At 52.5% G+C, this 18,853-nt stretch carries 16 protein-coding genes; 7 read left to right on the top strand and 9 right to left on the bottom strand.

Features of this window, described 5'->3' with window-relative positions; translation table 11 throughout:
• Positions 1-205: 205 nt before the first annotated feature.
• Complete coding sequence (locus QT230_RS09010) at positions 206-1,102, bottom strand: LysR family transcriptional regulator (protein WP_308321286.1); 897 nt, start codon at positions 1,100-1,102, stop codon at positions 206-208.
• A 163-nt stretch (positions 1,103-1,265) separates the two neighbouring features.
• Here QT230_RS09010 and QT230_RS09005 point away from each other — a divergent pair, with 163 nt between their 5' ends.
• From QT230_RS09005 to mtgA, 3 genes are all read left to right on the top strand, one after another.
• The gene (locus QT230_RS09005; RefSeq protein ID WP_308321285.1) at positions 1,266-2,375 is read left to right on the top strand and encodes an S-(hydroxymethyl)glutathione dehydrogenase/class III alcohol dehydrogenase; all 1,110 of its coding nucleotides are present in this window, start codon (positions 1,266-1,268) and stop codon (positions 2,373-2,375) included.
• Positions 2,376-2,682: 307 nt separating this feature from the next.
• On the top strand, positions 2,683-3,537 hold the full coding sequence (gene fghA, locus QT230_RS09000; RefSeq protein ID WP_308321284.1) for an S-formylglutathione hydrolase: 855 nt from the start codon (positions 2,683-2,685) through the stop codon (positions 3,535-3,537).
• Between the two features lie 10 nt (positions 3,538-3,547).
• Positions 3,548-4,264, top strand: a complete 717-nt coding sequence (mtgA, locus tag QT230_RS08995) for a monofunctional biosynthetic peptidoglycan transglycosylase (protein WP_308321283.1) — start codon at positions 3,548-3,550, stop codon at positions 4,262-4,264.
• A gap of 20 nt (positions 4,265-4,284) precedes the next feature.
• On the opposite strand, the gene QT230_RS08990 is transcribed toward mtgA, so the two are convergent.
• The gene (locus QT230_RS08990; RefSeq protein WP_308321282.1) at positions 4,285-5,148 is read right to left on the bottom strand and encodes a DMT family transporter; all 864 of its coding nucleotides are present in this window, start codon (positions 5,146-5,148) and stop codon (positions 4,285-4,287) included.
• A gap of 203 nt (positions 5,149-5,351) precedes the next feature.
• Here QT230_RS08990 and QT230_RS08985 point away from each other — a divergent pair, with 203 nt between their 5' ends.
• The 3 genes from QT230_RS08985 (at position 5,352) to QT230_RS08975 (ending at position 8,573) form a co-directional block, all read left to right on the top strand.
• Entirely contained in the window at positions 5,352-5,744 is a 393-nt protein-coding gene (locus tag QT230_RS08985; protein WP_308321280.1) for a DUF4168 domain-containing protein, read from the top strand.
• 191 nt (positions 5,745-5,935) lie between these two features.
• A complete protein-coding gene (locus QT230_RS08980; RefSeq protein WP_308321279.1) occupies positions 5,936-7,846 on the top strand; it encodes a DUF294 nucleotidyltransferase-like domain-containing protein in 1,911 nt (636 codons plus the stop codon).
• A 1-nt stretch (position 7,847) separates the two neighbouring features.
• On the top strand, positions 7,848-8,573 hold the full coding sequence (locus QT230_RS08975) for a 3'-5' exonuclease (RefSeq protein WP_308321278.1): 726 nt from the start codon (positions 7,848-7,850) through the stop codon (positions 8,571-8,573).
• 153 nt (positions 8,574-8,726) lie between these two features.
• On the opposite strand, the gene QT230_RS08970 is transcribed toward QT230_RS08975, so the two are convergent.
• From QT230_RS08970 to QT230_RS08955, 4 genes are all read right to left on the bottom strand, one after another.
• On the bottom strand, positions 8,727-10,367 hold the full coding sequence (locus QT230_RS08970; protein WP_308321277.1) for a BCCT family transporter: 1,641 nt from the start codon (positions 10,365-10,367) through the stop codon (positions 8,727-8,729).
• Positions 10,368-10,582: 215 nt separating this feature from the next.
• A complete protein-coding gene (locus QT230_RS08965) occupies positions 10,583-11,458 on the bottom strand; it encodes a glycine betaine ABC transporter substrate-binding protein (protein ID WP_308321276.1) in 876 nt (291 codons plus the stop codon).
• A 122-nt stretch (positions 11,459-11,580) separates the two neighbouring features.
• Complete coding sequence (locus tag QT230_RS08960) at positions 11,581-12,411, bottom strand: proline/glycine betaine ABC transporter permease (protein WP_308321275.1); 831 nt, start codon at positions 12,409-12,411, stop codon at positions 11,581-11,583.
• Positions 12,411-13,613, bottom strand: coding sequence for a glycine betaine/L-proline ABC transporter ATP-binding protein (locus QT230_RS08955; protein WP_308321274.1), 1,203 nt, complete (start codon positions 13,611-13,613; stop codon positions 12,411-12,413). Before QT230_RS08955 ends, QT230_RS08960 begins: the two co-directional genes overlap by 1 nt.
• Before the next feature lie 469 nt (positions 13,614-14,082).
• Here QT230_RS08955 and QT230_RS08950 point away from each other — a divergent pair, with 469 nt between their 5' ends.
• Positions 14,083-14,565 (top strand): hypothetical protein, encoded by a 483-nt coding sequence (locus tag QT230_RS08950; protein WP_308321273.1) that lies wholly within the window; start codon positions 14,083-14,085, stop codon positions 14,563-14,565.
• A gap of 161 nt (positions 14,566-14,726) precedes the next feature.
• On the opposite strand, the gene QT230_RS08945 is transcribed toward QT230_RS08950, so the two are convergent.
• From QT230_RS08945 to QT230_RS08935, 3 genes are read right to left on the bottom strand one after another with little or no spacing between them, the layout of a single operon-like run.
• Positions 14,727-16,127 (bottom strand): sigma-54 dependent transcriptional regulator, encoded by a 1,401-nt coding sequence (locus tag QT230_RS08945; RefSeq protein ID WP_308321272.1) that lies wholly within the window; start codon positions 16,125-16,127, stop codon positions 14,727-14,729.
• Between the two features lie 11 nt (positions 16,128-16,138).
• Positions 16,139-17,584 (bottom strand): ATP-binding protein, encoded by a 1,446-nt coding sequence (locus tag QT230_RS08940; RefSeq protein WP_308321270.1) that lies wholly within the window; start codon positions 17,582-17,584, stop codon positions 16,139-16,141.
• A 49-nt stretch (positions 17,585-17,633) separates the two neighbouring features.
• On the bottom strand, positions 17,634-18,824 hold the full coding sequence (locus QT230_RS08935) for a PQQ-dependent sugar dehydrogenase (RefSeq protein ID WP_308321410.1): 1,191 nt from the start codon (positions 18,822-18,824) through the stop codon (positions 17,634-17,636).
• Between the last annotated feature and the right edge of the window lie 29 nt (positions 18,825-18,853).

Raw genomic sequence — 18,853 nt, 5'->3', positions numbered from 1 at the left:
GCAGTGTCGCTGTTCGCAGATACAAACATGCATGAGTGAATGTTCATTATAACTTCACATTTATGTGTTAGCACGTCGATATTGCGGTTAATCAATCGATGTTTGGTCGTTGGCGCTAGTAGCTAATGGGTAGGCAGTAACAATTTTTCTGGCCGTACAATGGCATGCTTGCCGCCAATCCCACCGAGTGCTAGGTCATCAAGCGCTAGGCCAGCGGGTTCTTGGGCAATAAGCTGTCAATGTTGGCAATCAGGTAGTCGACTAACTGGCGGATTTTGGGCGACAGATGGCGGTGGCGGGGGTAAACCGCCCAAACGGCAGTATCGTAGTGCTGAAAGTGCTCAAGTACAGCTACCAGCTCACCGCTAGCCAAATAGGGGGTGACGTAGTAATCCGGCAGTTGTGCAAGCCCCAGTCCTTTGCGTGCCGCATCCAGCAGTGCCGGGCCAGAGTTGCCCGTCCAGCAACCCTCTACGCGCACTTCACGGCGCTGGCCGTTGACTTCAAACAGCCAGTTTGGGCGTGAGCCAATCAGACAGCGGTGTTGGCTAAGTTCAGCCAAAGTGTGAGGGCGAGGTACTTGGCGAAAGTAACTTTGAGAGCCGACGATATACTCCCGGCGGTCACATAGGCGTCTTGCGATGAGGCTGGAATCCTTTAATACGCCCATCCGAATGGCAATATCGTAGCCCTCTTCGATGAGTTCCACCGGGCGGTTAGTGAAGTGCATATGAACATCCAACTGCGGATGCAAACACTGAAAGTCATTCACCAGCGGGGCAATAAAGCGCTCGCCAAAGGTCGTGGCTGAGGTGAGTTTAAGTAGTCCGCTGGGCTTGGCCTGGAGTTCGCTCAGCGCCTGCTCGGCATCCCGCAGCCCATCGAATAGATGGCGGCAGTGTTCTACGTAGGTGGCACCTGCATCGGTTAACCGGATCTGTCGGGTGGTGCGATAAAGTAATTGTACGCCCAACTGGTTTTCGAGCTGACTAATCAGGCGACTGATATGCGAGGTCGACACCTTCAGGTGGCGGGCCGCAGCAGAGAAGGTGCCTAAGCGGACTACCTCGATAAAGGCTTCGATACGGCTCCAGTGCTGCATGCTAACTCCTTGGATCGATAATGATTGTTGCTGTGTGGCAATAATCTTATGAGTGTATCCCGGTTTATCAAGAGCGCCTAGTTGGCCTAAACTGCACACATTGAAAACAAACCGAGCAGTGGGGCAATGCCCGCTGCTGGCGATGCTAGAAGGAGCAGGCTTAATGAAATCACGCGCAGCTGTTGCACTAGAGGCGGGTAAGCCGCTGGAACTGGTTGAGATTGATGTTGAAGGCCCGAAAGCGGGGGAAGTGCTGGTTAAAATGGCCGCTACCAGCGTTTGTCACACCGATGCCTACACACTCTCCGGTGCTGATCCGGAAGGTAACTTTCCCGCAGTGCTTGGCCATGAAGGGGCGGGCATCGTGCAGGAAGTAGGCGAGGGCGTTACCAGCCTTAAACCGGGCGACCATGTCATTCCTCTTTACACCGCCGAGTGCGGCAAGTGTAAATTCTGCTTGTCGGGTAAAACCAACCTATGTGGCAGCGTGCGCGCTACCCAGGGTAAAGGGGTAATGCCCGACGGCACATCGCGCTTCTCACTCGATGGTAAGATGCTTCATCACTACATGGGCACCTCCACGTTTAGTGAGTACACCGTGTTGCCTGAAGTATCGCTGGCAGTAGTTTCCAAAGAAGCCCCCATGGATAAAATCTGCCTGCTGGGCTGCGGCGTGACCACCGGTATTGGTGCGGTGCTCAATACCGCCAAAGTAGAGCCGGGTGCTACCGTGGCGGTGTTTGGTCTTGGAGCTATCGGTCTTGCTGTCATTCAAGGCGCGATGATGGCCAAAGCAGGGCGTATCATTGCCATCGACGTCAATGCCGATAAGTTCGAGCTGGCCAAGCAGTTTGGTGCTACCGACTTTGTGAACCCGAAAGAGTACTCAGATCCGATCCAGCAGGTCATCGTCGATATGACCGATGGCGGTGTCGACTACTCCTTTGAGTGTATCGGCAACGTCAATGTGATGCGTTCGGCGCTGGAGTGCTGTCATAAAGGCTGGGGTGAGTCGATCGTGATTGGTGTTGCCGGTGCCGGTGAAGAGATCTCAACCCGGCCATTCCAATTGGTCACGGGCCGGGTCTGGAAAGGCTCCGCCTTTGGTGGTGTTAAAGGGCGTAGCGAACTGCCGGGCTACGTTGAGCGGTATATGAACGGTGAAATCAATATCGACGATTTCATTACTCACGATATGCCGTTTGATCAGATCAACGAAGCGTTTGATTTACTGCATGCAGGTAAGAGCATTCGTACCGTGCTGCATTACTAGGTTCTGCACGGCTAAGTGCCAGGGCAGGTTTCCGCGAGGGCGCTGTGAACCCATCCGTGGGCGCTACTTTTGACATCTGACCGCCATGGATGGCGGAAATGCCGGAATTGTCAGGAATACTTTCCGGCCCTGTCAAAAGCCCCTCGCTACAACCTGCCCTGGCACTCCGTTATCGGCAGTTTTACAGTCAGCCATTTGCTCTGTGCATTAGCATGACTAGGCCCAGCATTATTAAGTAGTATAGTCAGTACGTTTAAAACGCGGTGGGGTCACCTGCCGCGTTTGCTGCATTTAAAGGAACCTGCCCATGAGCATGAGTGAAACGCTAGAACTGGTGTCCGCCAACCGTAGCTTCGGTGGCTGGCATAAACGCTACCGCCACTACTCCCGTGCGCTGGACTGCGACATGATCTTCGCCGTTTACTTGCCACCCCAGGCGGAAAACGAGCGCGTACCGCTGTTGTGGTGGCTCTCGGGGCTGACCTGTAACGACGAAAACTTTATGCAGAAAGCCGGTGCTCATCGTATCGCCGCTGAGTTGGGGGTGGCCATTGTTTGCCCTGACACCAGCCCACGGGGCACAGACTTGCCCGGCGAACACGAAAGCTTTGATTTGGGCTCCGGGGCTGGGTTTTATGTCAACGCCACCGAGTCGCCGTGGAAATCTCATTATCGTATGTACGATTATGTGATTGAGGAGCTGCCCTCAGTGGTGCGTCAGCACTTTCCGGTTAATGGTCGTGAATCTATTAGTGGGCACTCGATGGGTGGGCATGGCGCATTGATTCTGGCGCTGCGTCATCCTGGGCGTTTCCGCTCGGTATCGGCCTTTTCGCCGGTGGTCAACCCGATGAATAGCCCCTGGGGGCAACAGGCGTTTACCGCTTACCTAGGCGAAGATCAGTCACGCTGGCGCCAATATGACGCCTGCGAACTGGTCGCCAATGGGGCATCACGCCAGCGGCTATTTATCGACCAAGGCGAAGCGGATCAATTCCTGGAAGAGCAGCTTCAGCCTGAGCGTTTAGAGGCCGTTTGTGAGCAGCACGACCATCCGCTTACGCTGCGTCGCCAGCCGGGCTATGATCACAGTTACTTCTTCATTGCCTCGTTCATTGAGGATCACCTGCGGTATCATGCAGACCACCTCTTGAAGCGTTAAGGATAACGGGATGCTCAATCGCTCGCTGCGCCGTTTTATGCGTCTACTATGGCGGATTATTTGGCGTGGCGTTTTAGCGTTTGTGCTGCTGTCAGTCGCGCTGGTACTGCTGTTTCGTGTCGTCCCCCCACCCGGCTCAATGGTCATGGTCGAGCGCAAAATACAGAGTTGGGTCAACAGTGAGCCGATCAACATACAGCACGAGTGGCGCGGTTGGGATTCGCTCTCTGTAAACGCCAAGCTGGCAGTGATTGCCTCCGAGGATCAGCGCTTCCCGCACCATAGTGGGTTTGATCTGGTTGAGCTACGCCGCGCGTTGCAGGCGAGCCAAGACGGCGGGCGACTACGCGGGGCCAGCACTTTGAGCCAGCAAACGGCCAAGAACGTGTTTCTATGGACAGGCCGAAGCTGGACGCGGAAGGGGGTGGAGGCGTGGTTTACGCTGTTGATCGAGATACTCTGGAGTAAGCAGCGCATTCTGGAAGTCTATCTTAACGTCGCCGAGTGGGATCGCGGCGTGTTTGGGTTAGAAGCCGCTGCTCAGCACTATTTCGGTGCCTCTTCCAGCTCGCTTACCGAGCGTCAGGCTAGTCTACTGGCGGCTATTCTACCCAGTCCGCTAACCCGCAGCGCCGCTCGGCCCGATGCGCAAGTCGAGCGGCGTAGCCAGTGGATACGCCAGCAAATGCGTAACTTAGGCGGCGCGGATTATTTAGAGCATTTGTAAATTTGTTAGGTTATAGCGACTTATTTTGCGGGTTTACGAATAGCCATCACCACCCCGATGATAGCGATCAACATCCCTACTAGCCCCAGTAAGGGGAGACGTTCGTCAAATAACCACCACGCCTGTAGCGCAGTGACCGGTGGTACAAGATAAAAAAGACTTGCAACCCGTGAGGCTTCCCCCTTTTTAATCAAGGTCATGAGTAACAGGATAGCGGCAATCGAAAGAATCAATACCAGCCAACCTAGTGTCAGTGCAAAGGTGCTACTCCACTCCACTTGGCGACTCTCAAACAGCAAGGCGCCACTGCCGAGTAGTGCCCCCGCAGCGAGATATTGAATAACCGCCCCAGAGAGCAGCGGCATACTGGTACAGTATCTTTTTTGATAAAGCGTACCCAGTGAGATGCCTACCAAGGCTGCAGTGACGCACAGCAATGCACTGATGCCAAAGCCATCGAAGAGTGATTCACCGATCTCTAGCTTACTGCCAAGTACTAAACTGATCCCGATTAACCCAAATGCCAGCCCCGACCACTGTCGACGCATAAGCTGCTCGCCTAATAGTGGTCCGGCAAAAGCAGCGGTTAGCAGCGGTTGCAGACCCACCAGCAGTGCCGCTAAGCCTGCTGGCATTCCCAAGTAGATGCCATAGAAAACACCTCCCAGGTAGGCTCCATGAACTAGAAAACCCGATATGGCGATATGTGTCCATAACATGGGCGATGCAGGCCAAGGAATACGCATGACTATCACCAATGGGATTAACAGCAGTAGCGTTAATGCAAAGCGAATAAATAAAAACGTGAAGGGTTCAGCATAAGGCAGGCCAAATTTAGCGCCGATAAATCCCGTGCTCCAAAGTAGAACAAAAAGAATAGGCATGGCTGCCAAGCCGAGTGAGGTTAAGTCATAAAATCGTAACTTATTGAATAACATTGCTATTGTATTTCCGAGGTGGCATGCTGCGTTGAGTTTTAGATACATAAAGTTCTTTTTGTTACTAACTTTTACATAATAGTTTGAACCTGCTTGAGATTGATGCGTCACAGTGGGCACATACACAACGCAACATTGAGGTTTTAACTATGCAACGTATGACTGCTCTGTTCTCTGCTGCCCTGCTCGCTACTGGTCTGATGACGGCTACTGCCCACGCCCAGCAAGAGCAAGGTTCTGCACAAGATCCCATGGCTACCCAGCAAGCAGCACCTGCCCAAGATTTTTCTGATGACCAGCTCCAGCAGTTTGCCGATGCTTCTCAAGAAATTGCCGTTATTTCTCAAGAATATACCCAGCGTCTGCAGGATGCAGAAGATGAGTCTGCGCAGCAGGAAGTGCGCACTGAAGCCAACGACCGCATGATTGAAGTGGTTGAAGACAGCGGCCTAGATGTTGATACCTTCAACGCCATTGGTCAATCCATTCAGCAAGACCCTGAAATGATGCAGCGTGTACAGGAAATGGCCGGCCAATCCTAAAGCGTAATTAACGCCAGCATAGTCATGGCTATCAGAGCCCGGTGCAAAACTGCACCGGGCTTTTTTTGTGGTTTTCAGCTTACCGCTACCTTTATCATGCTTGCTGGGGTTTACCTAACTTAACCTTCACGCCACACTTTAGACCACGCCACACTTTAGACTATGTATTCTGACACGCCCGAGGAGTCCGTATGGATGTCGAATTGTTAGAAATACGTCAGCATATGGGACGTTTTCCCCCTTTTGATGGGCTGTCGGATGATCTGCTTGATGCCATTGCTGAGCAGGTGGAAGTTAGCTACTTCAAAACGGGCAGCCATATTTTAGTGCTCAACGAGATGCTTGAAGAGCTGTGCTACATCCGCAGTGGTGCTGTAGAGGTCTACCGCAGCCAGGGGGAGCTATACAATCGTTTGGGCGAAGGCGATATTTTTGGACATTTCAGCCTGCTGCGGAACCATAAGGTGCGTTTTCCCGCCCAAGCGATTGAAGATACCCTTATCTACTTTATCCCTAAGGCGGTGTTCCAACGGTTGTGTGAAGAGGATGATCATTTTGCTGATTTTGTCGAGTTGGAGCGTCCTCGGTTAGAAACTGCCGCCGAGCAGCAGAAGAAATCCAACGAAATGATGGTCACCCGGATACGCAAGCTACTAACCCGCTACCCGGTGATGGTTGAAGCCTCTACCAGTTTGCAATTGGCGGCACAACAGATGAGTGAAGCCCAAGCCTCTGCGCTACTGGTACTAAAAGAGGGCAGCGATAATCCACGCTATAGTTTTAAAGATAGCGAAGGCCAAGCTTGGCAGATGTGCGGCATCCTCACTGACCATGATTTTCGTACTCGCGTTGTAGCGGAAGGGCTATCGTCACAAACACCGGTAAGTGAGGTCGTTTCTTCCCGGCTAATCACGATTCAGTCGGACGCCTCTGTTTATGAAGCGATGCTCACGATGTTGCGCAGTAACGTTCACCACCTGCCGGTGCTCTATCGTCAGCGCCCGGTGGGTGTGGTGCACCTCTCCGATATCATCCGATACGAGACCCATAGCGGTCTTTATTTGGTTACTAATATATTTAATCAGCCCAGCATTCAGGGGCTGGCACGCCTTGCGCCGGATGTGCGGGCTGCGTTTGTTCGTATGGTACAAGAGGATGCGAACTCACAGATGGTAGGCAGCGCGCTCTCTACCATCGGGCGTAGCTTTACACGGCGATTGCTGGAAATGGCCGAAGAGGAGCTTGGCCCGCCGCCTGTTCCGTATTGCTTTATGGTCAACGGCTCCATGGCGCGCAATGAGCAGAGTATTGTGACCGACCAGGATAATGCACTGATCCTCTCCGATGATTTCGACCCTGAGCAGCATGATGACTATTTTTACGCCCTAGCAAAAATAGTCAGCGATGGTTTAGATGCCTGCGGTTACACCTATTGTAAAGGCGATGTCATGGCGACCAACAGCCAATGGCGTCAGCCGCTGAGCGTTTGGAAAGGTTACTTCCTGGATTGGATGGCCAACCCAACACCAGAACGCTTGCTACACAGTTCGATTTTCTTTGATTTAGATAGCTGTTATGGCGAAGATATTTATGTGGAGATACTGCAGGATTTGATCGCACAGACGGCACCGCAGTCACCGCTATTTTTGGCCGCGATGGCGCGTAATGCTTTAAACCGCACACCGCCGCTAGGGTTTTTCCGCACCTTTGTGATGGAGCAGGACGGCAAGCACAACAATTCCATCAACCTCAAACGCCGCGGTACTGCACCCATGGTCGATTTAGTGCGTATTCACGCTTTGGCCTGCGGCTCCAAAGCGCAAAACTCCTTTCAGCGCTTGAATGACATCAGTAAGACCCAGCTCTTGGCGAACGGTATGAGCGATAAGCTCAGCTACGCGTTTGAGTTTTTATGCATGTCGCGGGTGCGTCATCATATGATCGATCTGCAGGAAGATCGTCTACCAGATAACAATATCGAGCCCGAAAACGTTGCGGATAGTGAGCGCCACACCCTCAAAGATGCCTTTCAGGTGCTGAGTAACGCGCAAAAGTTTCTGAAGTACCGTTACCCAATGCCTGCACAGCGGTCGGGGCGCTAAGATGTACGGTATACGTCCACGTCAAAAGATCACCCAGACCGACTGGGCAGGCTATATGGCTCAACGAGCACGGCGGGCCGGCTCTCAGGCTATTCAGCAATTCTATGACACGCCGTTGCCTGACCCCGAAACGCCTATCTCTGAGGTGCCGATGGTAGCGCTGGATATGGAAACCACGGGGCTTGATGAGCGCCGTCACGCCATTGTCAGCATCGGGATCGTGCCCTTTACGTTACATCGTATCAAGCTGGCCGAGCGTCGTTACTGGGTGGTCAATCCTTCCCGGCCGCTCGATGAGGCTTCCATTACCTATCATCACATTACCCACTCGGAGATTGCTCAGGCACCGGATTTAGAAGCGATCCTGGACGAGCTGCTGGTGCAGCTAGCCGGCCATTTGGTGGTAGTGCATTTTCGTAATATTGAGAGGCCGTTTTTGGATGCGGCGGTGAAGGCCCGCCGGGGGGAAGGGGTGCTATTTCCAATGATTGATACCATGTCACTGGAAGCAAGGCTGCATCGACAAACGTTGTGGGCGCGTTTTCGTCGCTGGCTGGGCCGCCCGCCGGTTTCTATACGCCTGCACGCTAGTCGAGAACGCTATGGCTTGCCTGCGTATCAAGGGCACCATGCCCTGGTCGACGCGCTGGCAACCGCGGAATTATTACAAGCACAAATTGCCACGCACTACCGACCCGATACGCCACTGAAAGACATTTGGTGCTGAAGGCCATGGGGTATTGAAGGTCGTCTGGTATTGAAGCGCATAAAAAAACGGGCAACCCAGTGGGTTGCCCGTTTGCCTACTTACCTAGTTTTAAACGGATTGCCGGTTTAAAGCTGAGTGTCGGTTTTAAACTAAGTGTCGTTATAAGCATTGCTAGACGGCTTTTGGCTCGCTCATCAATCCTTTGATGATCGCATAACATGCCACCAGCAAAATGATCGTGAACGGGAAGCCGGTTGATACCGCCATGGTTTGCAGTGCGGTTAAGCCGCCACCCAGTAGCAGCGCAATTGCAATCGCGCCTTCAATGATCGCCCAGAACACACGTTGTGGCGTCGGTGCATCTACCTTGCCGCCCGCTGTAATGGAGTCAATGACCAGCGAGCCGGAGTCAGAAGAGGTCACGAAGAACACGATCACCAGCACGATGGCGACGAATGAGGTGATTTGTGAGAGCGGTAGTTGCTCCAGCATTATGAATAGCTGCAGATCGACACCAGCATCACGTACGGCCTCAATACCCTGACTCACATACTGATCAATTGCCGTGCCGCCAAAGGTGGTCATCCACAATACAGATACTGTGGACGGCACCAGCATTACCGAGACGAGAAACTCACGCACGGTGCGGCCACGAGAAACACGGGCGATAAACATACCGACGTATGGAGACCATGAGATCCACCAGGCCCAGTAGAAGGCCGTCCAGCCTTGGCTGAAGTTGGCGTCTTCACGACCAAACGGATTAGATAGCGCCGGCAGATGAACCGCATAATTCCACAGATTCTCAAAAAAGCCGGTAGCAATTAATAGTGTAGGGCCAACCGCAATTACAAAGAAAAGGAGTATGGCCGCCAGGATAATGTTGATTTTGGAGAGTAGCTGTACGCCCTTATCAACCCCCGCAACGATTGAGCCGATGGCAATCATCGTAATGCCGATGATCAACAGGATCATGGTTATATCACTTTCCGGCGCGCCAAACAGATAGGTTAGGCCCGCTGCAGCCTGGGTAGCACCTAGCCCAAGAGAGGTAGCCAAACCAAACAGCGTGGCAAATACCGCCAGGATATCAATCACGTGACCCGGCCAGCCCCAAACGCGCTCACCCAGAATGGGATAGAACACAGAGCGCATGGAGAGCGGCAGACCCTTATTGAACGAGAACAGTGCCAGTGAAAGCGCAACAACCGCGTAAATCGCCCATGGATGAAGGCCCCAATGAAAGATAGTCGCCGCCATGCCCAGCGCTGCAGCACCTTCAGCATCGCCCTCGGCGCCACCAAGCGGTGCCCAACTGCCACCGTCAAAGGCGGTGCCAAAGTGGGTCAACGGCTCGTTAACACCGAAGAACATCAGGCCAATGCCCATGCCCGCGGCAAATAGCATTGAAAACCAGCCCATATAAGTAAAATCGGGTTTGGCATTAGCACCACCAATGCGGATTTTACCTAGCGGCGAGAAGATCAAGCCAATGCATAAAATAACGAATATATTTGCCGCTAAAATAAAGAACCAGGCCAAATTGCCTGTCAAGAAACCGAAAATGGCGTCATATATCGGTGCGATGGTGTCTTGCAACGCCAGCGTCAGTATTACAAACAGCAACACCACCACGGACGAAATGGTAAATACCTTGCCGTGCAGGTCTAAATTTAGACCCATGGTATTGGTGGTGATGTTGTCTTGGCCGATGACATAATCGGTATCAATCAAATTCGCTGGACCATCTGGCGACGGTATACCCTCAGAGACTGGCTCTTCAGGAGGGCGCTTTTCATCGTGGTTATCCACAGGAGCCTCTCTACTTTTATCAAGAAGTGTCAAAAAATGAACAGAAACCAAAATCTGGCTAATAACCAGCATTGAATGGCGCTTATATAGCCGCTCACAATAGCAAATCTGCTAAAACGCCATTCAACGTAATGTGAACCATCACATCTGAAATTGCGATTATACAACGACAGCAGAGAACCAGAGCCCTCCGCTGCCTTACTTGCTTGAGTTATTTAGCTATCGAGCCACTGCTCGACCACATCCTGGTTATCTTCAACCCACTGTTTGGCGTTCTCATAGGGGTCGCTGTCGTCTTCCTGATTCATGAGCATTACTTCGCCCATTTGCTCAGGTGTCCACTCGAAGGCATCGAGAATGGCGTAGGCTTCTGGCATATCATCTTCAAGACCTTGACGGACAACGGTATGGATTTGTTCGGCACCGCCATAGACTTCTTCGGGATCGTCTAGGTATTTAAGATCGAAGCGGGCGAACATCCAGTGAGGTGTCCAGCCGGTAACCACGATATTCTCTTCGTTGTTAATGGCGCTTGCCAGCGCCGCTGTCATGGTGGCGCCACTGCCACTACGCAAATCCAGCTCAAGGTCATAGGTATCCACAACCTCTTCGGACAGCGCCATTAGGCCTGCACCGGGGTCAATACCGATGATCTCGCCATTAAAGCTGTCGGCGTTATCGTTAAGGTCAGCAATGGAATCAACGTCAGTATACTCCGGTACAACCAAGCCTAGCTTGGTGCCATCCAGGTTAGCACCTAGATCTTCCGTGTTTTCGCCAACGCGTTCCATATAATCAGCGTGCGTCGTCGGCAGCCAAGCAGCGACGATAGCATCCGCATCACCTGTAGAGAGCGCTTGGAACATAGCGGCCGCTGAGAGTGAGGTCAGGTCAACCTCATAGCCTGCTTGTTCTAAAACCGCGGCAATCACGTTAGTGGAAGCCACTTCTGAAGACCACTCAACGTAGGCTAGGTTAACTGTGCCTTTCTCTTCTTCGGCTTGCGCCGCACTGCTGACAGCAACACCCGCGCCTGCTAGTAGTGCCAGTGAAGCAAGACGGATACGGAGGTTCAATGTGCGATGTTTCATTCACTTTCTCCCTTGGGTATAAATTTTAATGTGGTAAATGCTTGCTGCTCAATAACAGCATGGATAGCCAGAAGCGACTTAGCAAGCGAGTGGCTCAACGCAGCCGCTTCGGCTGCTTTGCTTTATTTGCGCGTTTTGCGTAGCGATTGCGTTAAACGGTCCAGCAGCATCGCCAATATAACCACTGCAATACCCGCTTCAAAGCCATCGCCGGGGCGTAGGCGTTGAATCGCGCGCCATACTTCGCTGCCCAAGCCATCGGCACCAATCATGGCGGCGATAACCACCATTGAGAGTGCGAGCATGATGGTCTGGTTGATGCCCGCCATTACCGTGGGCAGCGAGAGCGGCAACTGCACTTTAAACAGTTTTTGACCCCGCGTGGCGCCATAGGCATCAGCGGCTTCAATGAGCTCTACAGGAACCTGGCGGATACCCAGCGTGGTAAAGCGAATAGCGGGCGGCATTGAGAAAATTACCGTGGCAAAAATCGCTGAGACCGAGCCGATCCCAAAAAACGGAATAGCCGGAATTAAGTAGACGAACGCGGGCATGGTCTGCATAAAGTCCAGAAGCGGCATGATGACCCGGTAAAGCCGCTCAGAAAGCGCCGCTGCAATACCCACGGGCAGGGCAATAACCACCGCTACGAAGGTGGCAAATACGACTAGCGTGAGCGTCTCAATCATGGGCTCCCACAGGCCCAGGTTCCAAATTAATGCTAAGCCTGCGATGGCCCCAATAGCTAAGCGAATGCCGCCTAACCGCCAGCACAGCAGTGCAATCAAGGCTAACAGCGCCCATTCTGGTAGCCAAAAAAGGCCGTTGTTTAAAATATCAATGCCGGTTTGGGTAAAGCGAGAAATGCCGCGGGTAACCAAGGAGTATTCGCTGGTCAACCATGTCAGGCCGCTTTCAATCCAGTTACCTAGCGGGATGCGTGGTATATCCATTAGTGCTCTCCTGCTCGTGCCAGTTCGTCGAGTACTGCGCCTTTTACTACCACGCCAAGTAGTTGATCCTGCTGATCAGTCACGGCGATGGGGAAGCTCTTTTCACTGAACATGGCAAACAGGTTATGCAGCGGCTCGTCCGTTGGGACTCTGCGGAAATCTTGAGTCAAATAGGGCGTGATAGAGTTAGCACCCTCTTCAATAGCCCGGCTGGCGGCGTCGGCTTCAAGCAGCCCGATAAGGTGGCGGTCACGATTAACCACATAAATAGAGTCGATACTGTGATCACGCATGCGGTGTAGAGCGGTGCGCGGCCCGTCGCTTTCGCGGGCGGTAGAGCGTAGTGGGCGCATGGCGCTCTCGGCGGTCAAAATTCTTGCCCTATCAACGCCTTCAATAAAGCGCCGCACGTAGTCATCCGCTGGCTGGGTAAGAATCTCTTCCGGTGTGCCGATCTGTACCACTTCGCCATCTTTCAGCAGCACGATGCGGTCGCCAATATTGAGCGCCTCATCCAAATCGTGGGTGATAAAGACCGTGGTCTTCTGCATTTTGGATTGCAGCTGCAAAAGCTCTTGCTGCATATCTTTACGAATCAATGGGTCAAGGGCCGAAAAGGCTTCATCCATCAACAGTACGGTGGCATCGTTAGCGAGCGCGCGGGCTAGACCAACCCGCTGTTGCATGCCGCCAGAAAGCTGGTTGGGGTAAGCGTCTTCCCAGCCCTCTAAGCCGACCTGCTTTAGCGAGTCATGAGCGATTTTGTAACGCTCAGCTTTCTCAACGCCACGAATCTCAAGTCCGAATTCGGCATTTTGCTGCACGGTACGATGAGGAAACAGAGCAAAATTCTGGAACACCATCGAGAAATGGCGGCGGCGACACTCTAGCAACGCCTTCTCTTTCAGCGTGGGAATATTTTCGCCGTCGATGACGATCTCACCTTCGGTGGTTTCAATCAGACGGTTGAGGCAGCGAATCAAGGTTGATTTTCCCGATCCCGACAGCCCCATTATCACCAGCAGTTCGCCCTCATAAACATCAAACGAGATGTTGGAAAGGCCTAGCGTCTGGCCTGTTTTCTCCAGTACTTCGGGGCGTTTCATGCCTTGGTTGCGAAGTTCAATGGCTTTCTGTGGGTGCTTGCCAAAAACTTTGCTCAAGCCGCGCACTTTAATTTTGACGGGTCGTGATTCGTCCATCGGCTATGCCTTTTCAGTAGAAACGAGCTGACGGAATGGACTTGTGTTGTCGCTGTTTTTATCGAAACAAGTTATATCGAACCAAACTGTATCGCACCAAACTATATCGCACGAGGTGATGATTAATAGCAGCGACACAATGCCATTCATAAAGAAATAAGAGTTTTAGATGATCAATTTATTAATAATTATTATACATAGGTGGGGCTTGTGTGTCACAACGGCTCGTTAAACGCGGAAATTAACGCTCATGTGTCATTTTTTACCCACATAAACTCACAGTGTGATTGAATAATGGGGTTCTCATTTTTATTTTAAGATTATGATTTAAATGGTTTTTTACATTTATTAATCGATGTTGGTACAATAAGTGAATGTATTGAATATTGGTTGAGCAGATGAAATGCCATTTATGTACAGGCTGTATATAGAGTAGCCGATTTAAGTATTAGAGATGGAGGTGGGTATTATGGATAAGCAACTTGATCACATTGAGAGCAAGCAAATTGCTAAGCGCCCACGCTGGTTAACGCTGTGCATGATGGCAACGGCAGCGAGTGTCATTGTATTGGCAGGTTGTGGGGATAGTGAAGAAACGGCTCCCCCTGCTGAAGAGGCATCCCCATTAGAGCAGGATACTACTAATGGTCAAGAATCCAGCCTAGAGCAAGAACCTGCCATGGAACAGGATCCTGGGCTTGGCGAAGATCAAGGTTCTGAAAGCTCTATGAACCAAAGTACCGGTGCTGAAGCACCTATGTCGGAAAATGATATGTCAGGAAGCAACATGTCTGGTGAGGGCATGCCTGAGGATACAATGGATGAACCCGCCTCTGGCACCATGAATCCTGACGAAGAACCGGGCTTCGGTGAAGGTACTGACCCAATGCCAGGTGATAGTGAAGACACTGACGCAGAAAACGCAAATTCTGATGAAACCAGCAACCAGTAATTTATTAAAGTAATCGGTAAATGTACCGCTCCCTACGATGGTAAATCGTCTCAGCTGTTTGTTCCCTGCGGCTGCTCCACACGGTTTATCATCCTTTCTGCCCCCGCGCCCGCGGGGGTTTTTTTTGTCACCAATTTAGCGCTTCTTTATAAGTTAGTTGCTTACTCCTCGTTATCTTCTAAACGGCGATACAGCGTTCTACGAGCAATTCCCAGCACTTCCGCCGTTCGGCGCTTGTTACCACCCGTTGCTTCCAGCACTTTGTTGATATAGCGCTTTTCAACTTCTTCCAAGCTCGGCCAGCGGATCGGAGGGGGCGTAGGTAACTGGCTTCCAGCAAGCAATTCGCCACTCAGAGTCGGCGTCAGTGGTTTACCGCTTTCCACGGTAGACTGCTCGCGCAGACGTTCGGGTAAATCTTTGTGGCTAAGTGAGCCATCCTCGCTCAAAGTGACCGCGCGCATAATGGCATTTTCCAGTTCGCGAACATTGCCTGGGTAGGCGTAGTTGAGCAAATTGTTGAGCGCTTCAGGCTCAATTTGCTCTATCTGCTTACCCTGTGCCTCTGAGTGTTTGTCGATAAGCGCAAACACCAGGTGTTCAATGTCGGTGCCGCGTTCGCGTAAAGGGGGAATGCGCAGTGAAAAGGTCTCCAGCCGGTAGAAAAGGTCGCTGCGGAAGTTGCCTTGTTCTATCTCTTTTTCCAGGTTGCGATGAGTCGCGGCAATAATACGCACATCCACCGGCTCTTCGCGCTCGCCGCCCACCGGCCGTACGGTCTTCTCCTGCAAAGCCCGGAGCAACTTCGCCTGCAGGTTAATCGGCATTTCACCAATCTCATCCAGAAACAGGCTGCCGCCCTGGGCGCTATGGAATAGCCCCTTGCGCGCTTCATTAGCACCGGTAAAAGCGCCTTTTATGTGGCCAAAGAACTCGCTTTCCATCAAATCAGCGGGAATGCTGGCGCAGTTTACCGGCACAAACGGCTGCTCGTGACGCGGGCTCTCCTGATGGATCGCGCGAGCAAGCAGCTCTTTACCGGTGCCGCTTTCACCCAGAATCAGAATGGGCGCATCGCTTTTAGCGAGCCGAGAGGCGTCGTGAAAGAGTGCCTGCATGACGTGGCTTTTGCCCACGATACCGTGGAAGTGGCTGATTTCGGCGTCGTGGGAAACGGCTAAACGCTGTCGCTCCAAAACGCGGAACACTGCATCGCGAATGGCATCAAGGTCGAGCGGTTTGGTTAAAAAGTCGTCAGCGCCAAGTTTAAGAGCCTCGACCGCCTGGTCGATCGTGCCAAATGCGGTAATCACAATAATGCCGAGCTCGCTGCCTGCATGACGTAACTGCTGCAGAAGCTGAATGCCGGTCATACCCGGCAAGCGCACGTCGGTAATCACCAGTGAGACGGTGGTGTGGCTGAGTAGGGCAATCGCCTCTTCAGCGCTGGGAACGCCCAGCGTTTTATAGCCTGCATCCTGTAGCTCTTCTTCTAATAATTCACGTATAGCGGCGTCATCCTCCACCACCAATAAAGGTAAAAGGTGTTCCTGATGGGTCACAAACGTTGTCCTCAAGCGGATGCGGTTTCACTAAGGGGTAGCGTAATTTCAAATCCAGCGCCACCAAGGGCACTGTCAAACACGCCAATCGTACCGCCGTGGTCGTTAATAATGCGATGTACCATAGAGAGCCCCAAACCGCTGCCTTGGCCGACCGGTTTGGTGGTAAAAAATGGGTCAAATACTTTACTGTGATGGCCGCCGGGAATCCCCGGGCCATCGTCTTCCACCCACAGTATCAACTCATGATCTTGTTGCTGTGCGCGCACTCGAATGCGGCTAACTTCCGGTGCCTGTGCCGCATTTCGTAGTAAATTGGTCAGCACCTGAACAATTTGTTGTCCATTGGCCAATAAATTGGGTGTTGGCGTCGGTAATTCAACGTCTAAACAAATATTGCGTGGTTCTAACTCTTCTTCAACTAAATCGCTGGCACTCATGATAAGCCTATCGAGGGCCTGTTTACCTTTCTCTACGTTATGTTGACGGCCTAATTCCATCAGTTGGCGGACGATTTCGACGATGCGCTCCACCTCGCCACGAATGCGTCCTAGCCGGGCGCGTTCGTCATCGCCAATGACATCACGGCGAGCCAGACGCTGCGCCTGGCCGTTGATCACCGTGAGCGGCGCGCCTATCTCGTGGGCCACCCCAGCGGCGAGTACGCCTAGTTCAGCGAGTTTTTTCGATTTACGCAGGCGCTTTTCAAGCTCAATTTCACGCCGCTGGCGATCCTCTATCTCGCTGTCTTTTTCTGCCATCGCATCCAGCATGCCGTTCAATCCTGAGGCGAGGCTGCGGTATTCGGTGGGGCCATCTTCGGCGGCGCGCTGGCTGCGGTCGCCATCCTCTACCAGTTGCATGACGCGGAGTAGGCGGTTAAGCGGGCGCTCAATGTGGCGCCGAAAACCCCACCAAATGCTAAAGACAATGCCGGCCGCACCAATCACAAATACCAGTACGGCGACAATACTGATAAAACCCGTGTAGTTCTCAATGCCAGTATTCAGCCGGTTGACCTGCAGCACGCCATACACCGTGCCATCCTGTGAGCGCAGCGGCGTCAACGCCGAGTAGTAATTCCATCCATCGTGCTGGCGATAATTGCTATATAAGTCATCGCGTTCAATCACCTGCTGAATCTCTTCGCGGCTGAAAATATCCTTACCCAGGCCCAGGCCATAAATATCGCGGCCCTCGGTATCAAATACGTAAGCACCGTAAATGCGATGAAAAGAGAACGCTGACTGTAGCGCTTCTTCAAGCGGCGTGCTGCTATCAGGGGTCACCGCGTAGCTCAGTGAAGAGCTTAGCGTTCGGGTAATAATTTCTACTTCCGTTTGTAGTTTCGAGCGAACGTTATCTTCAAGCGACTTAATCGCCACCAAGCTAAATACCACCAGGATGATAAACAGCGGCACAATCACCGTTAAAATAATTAAATTGCGTAGTCGCATGCTGCATCCATGGCGGTGTTAATACAGACGTTGATTGGTCAAGTTAGGGCTACCGATCGTCAGTTGGTTGCAGACGATAAAGACCGCCTTGCGGATCATCTGTGACCAAGTAGATAGCATTGTCAGGGCCCTGGCGAACATCACGAATACGTCCCACTTGGCCCTCAAGAATCAGTTCTTCTTCAGCTACGCTGCCATCAACTAAGCGTAGGCGCAGTAATTTCTCGCTGCCTAGCCCGCCGGCCAATAAGTTGCCTTGCCACTCGCCGAAGGCGCCGCTAGTCACTTCAGCCAAACCTGCTGGCGCAAAACGGCCTTCGAACACGTACACCGGATCGATCATGCCGGGCAGCGAATCTTGGCCAATCGGCTCATTGGTCGCGTAGTCATTGCCTTGGCTTGCTTCTGGCCAGCCGTAATTATTGCCTGCTTGGATATGGTTAAGTTCGTCACCGGTACGCGGGCCGTGCTCTGATGCCCAGGCTTCGCCGTTACTCAGTACGGTCATACCCTGAATATTGCGATTACCCATGGAGTAAATTTCATCCAGCGTGGTGTCATCGCCGACAAAGGGGTTGTCGTCTGGAACGCCGCCCGTTGCGGTAAGGCGCAGGGTAGAGCCCGCATGGTCATCGCTTGCCTGGGCGCGGGGTGGTTCACTGCCACGGTCACCAACACTCATCAGCAGGGTGCCGTCGGGCAGCCACGCTAATCGTGAGCCGTAGTGGCGGCCAGGCCCAGAGGCGCGATCCTGTTCAAACAAGTGCTCAACTTCACCCAACTGGTCATTTTGCCATTTTACCCGCGATAACGCCGAGCGGCTGTTGTTGCCGTCGGGCTTGCTCCAGGTGAAATAGATCCAGTCGTTATCACCGTCGCTATTTCCGCCTTCGAAATCAGGATGTAATGTTACGTCCAACAGCCCGCCCTGGCCCTGAGTACTCACTTCGGGCATGCCTTCCAAGGTACTGGCTTCACCACTATCGGGGTCGACGAGTTTCAACTGCCCGCTGCGTTCGCTCACCAGGTAGCGGCCATCGGGTAGAAATGCCACCGCCCATGGGTGCTCGAACCCATCAGCAATGCGCTCAATGGAGAGAGTAAGGTGATCGGTCTCCAGTGAATCCTGAATGATTTCCGCCTTTGCCGTGTTGATAGCGCTTGCCAGCACTAACCCATTGATCCCCGCTAAAACAGCAGGGGGCAGTCGGGTAGGGTGGCTGTTGTTCACATAAAGCATAGCGCGCCCTCTGGTGAAATTAATCATTG

Source organism: Halomonas sp. SpR8 (assembly GCF_031010195.1).
Taxonomy (GTDB): domain Bacteria; phylum Pseudomonadota; class Gammaproteobacteria; order Pseudomonadales; family Halomonadaceae; genus Vreelandella.
This window is presented reverse-complemented; position numbering and strand designations above follow the sequence as displayed.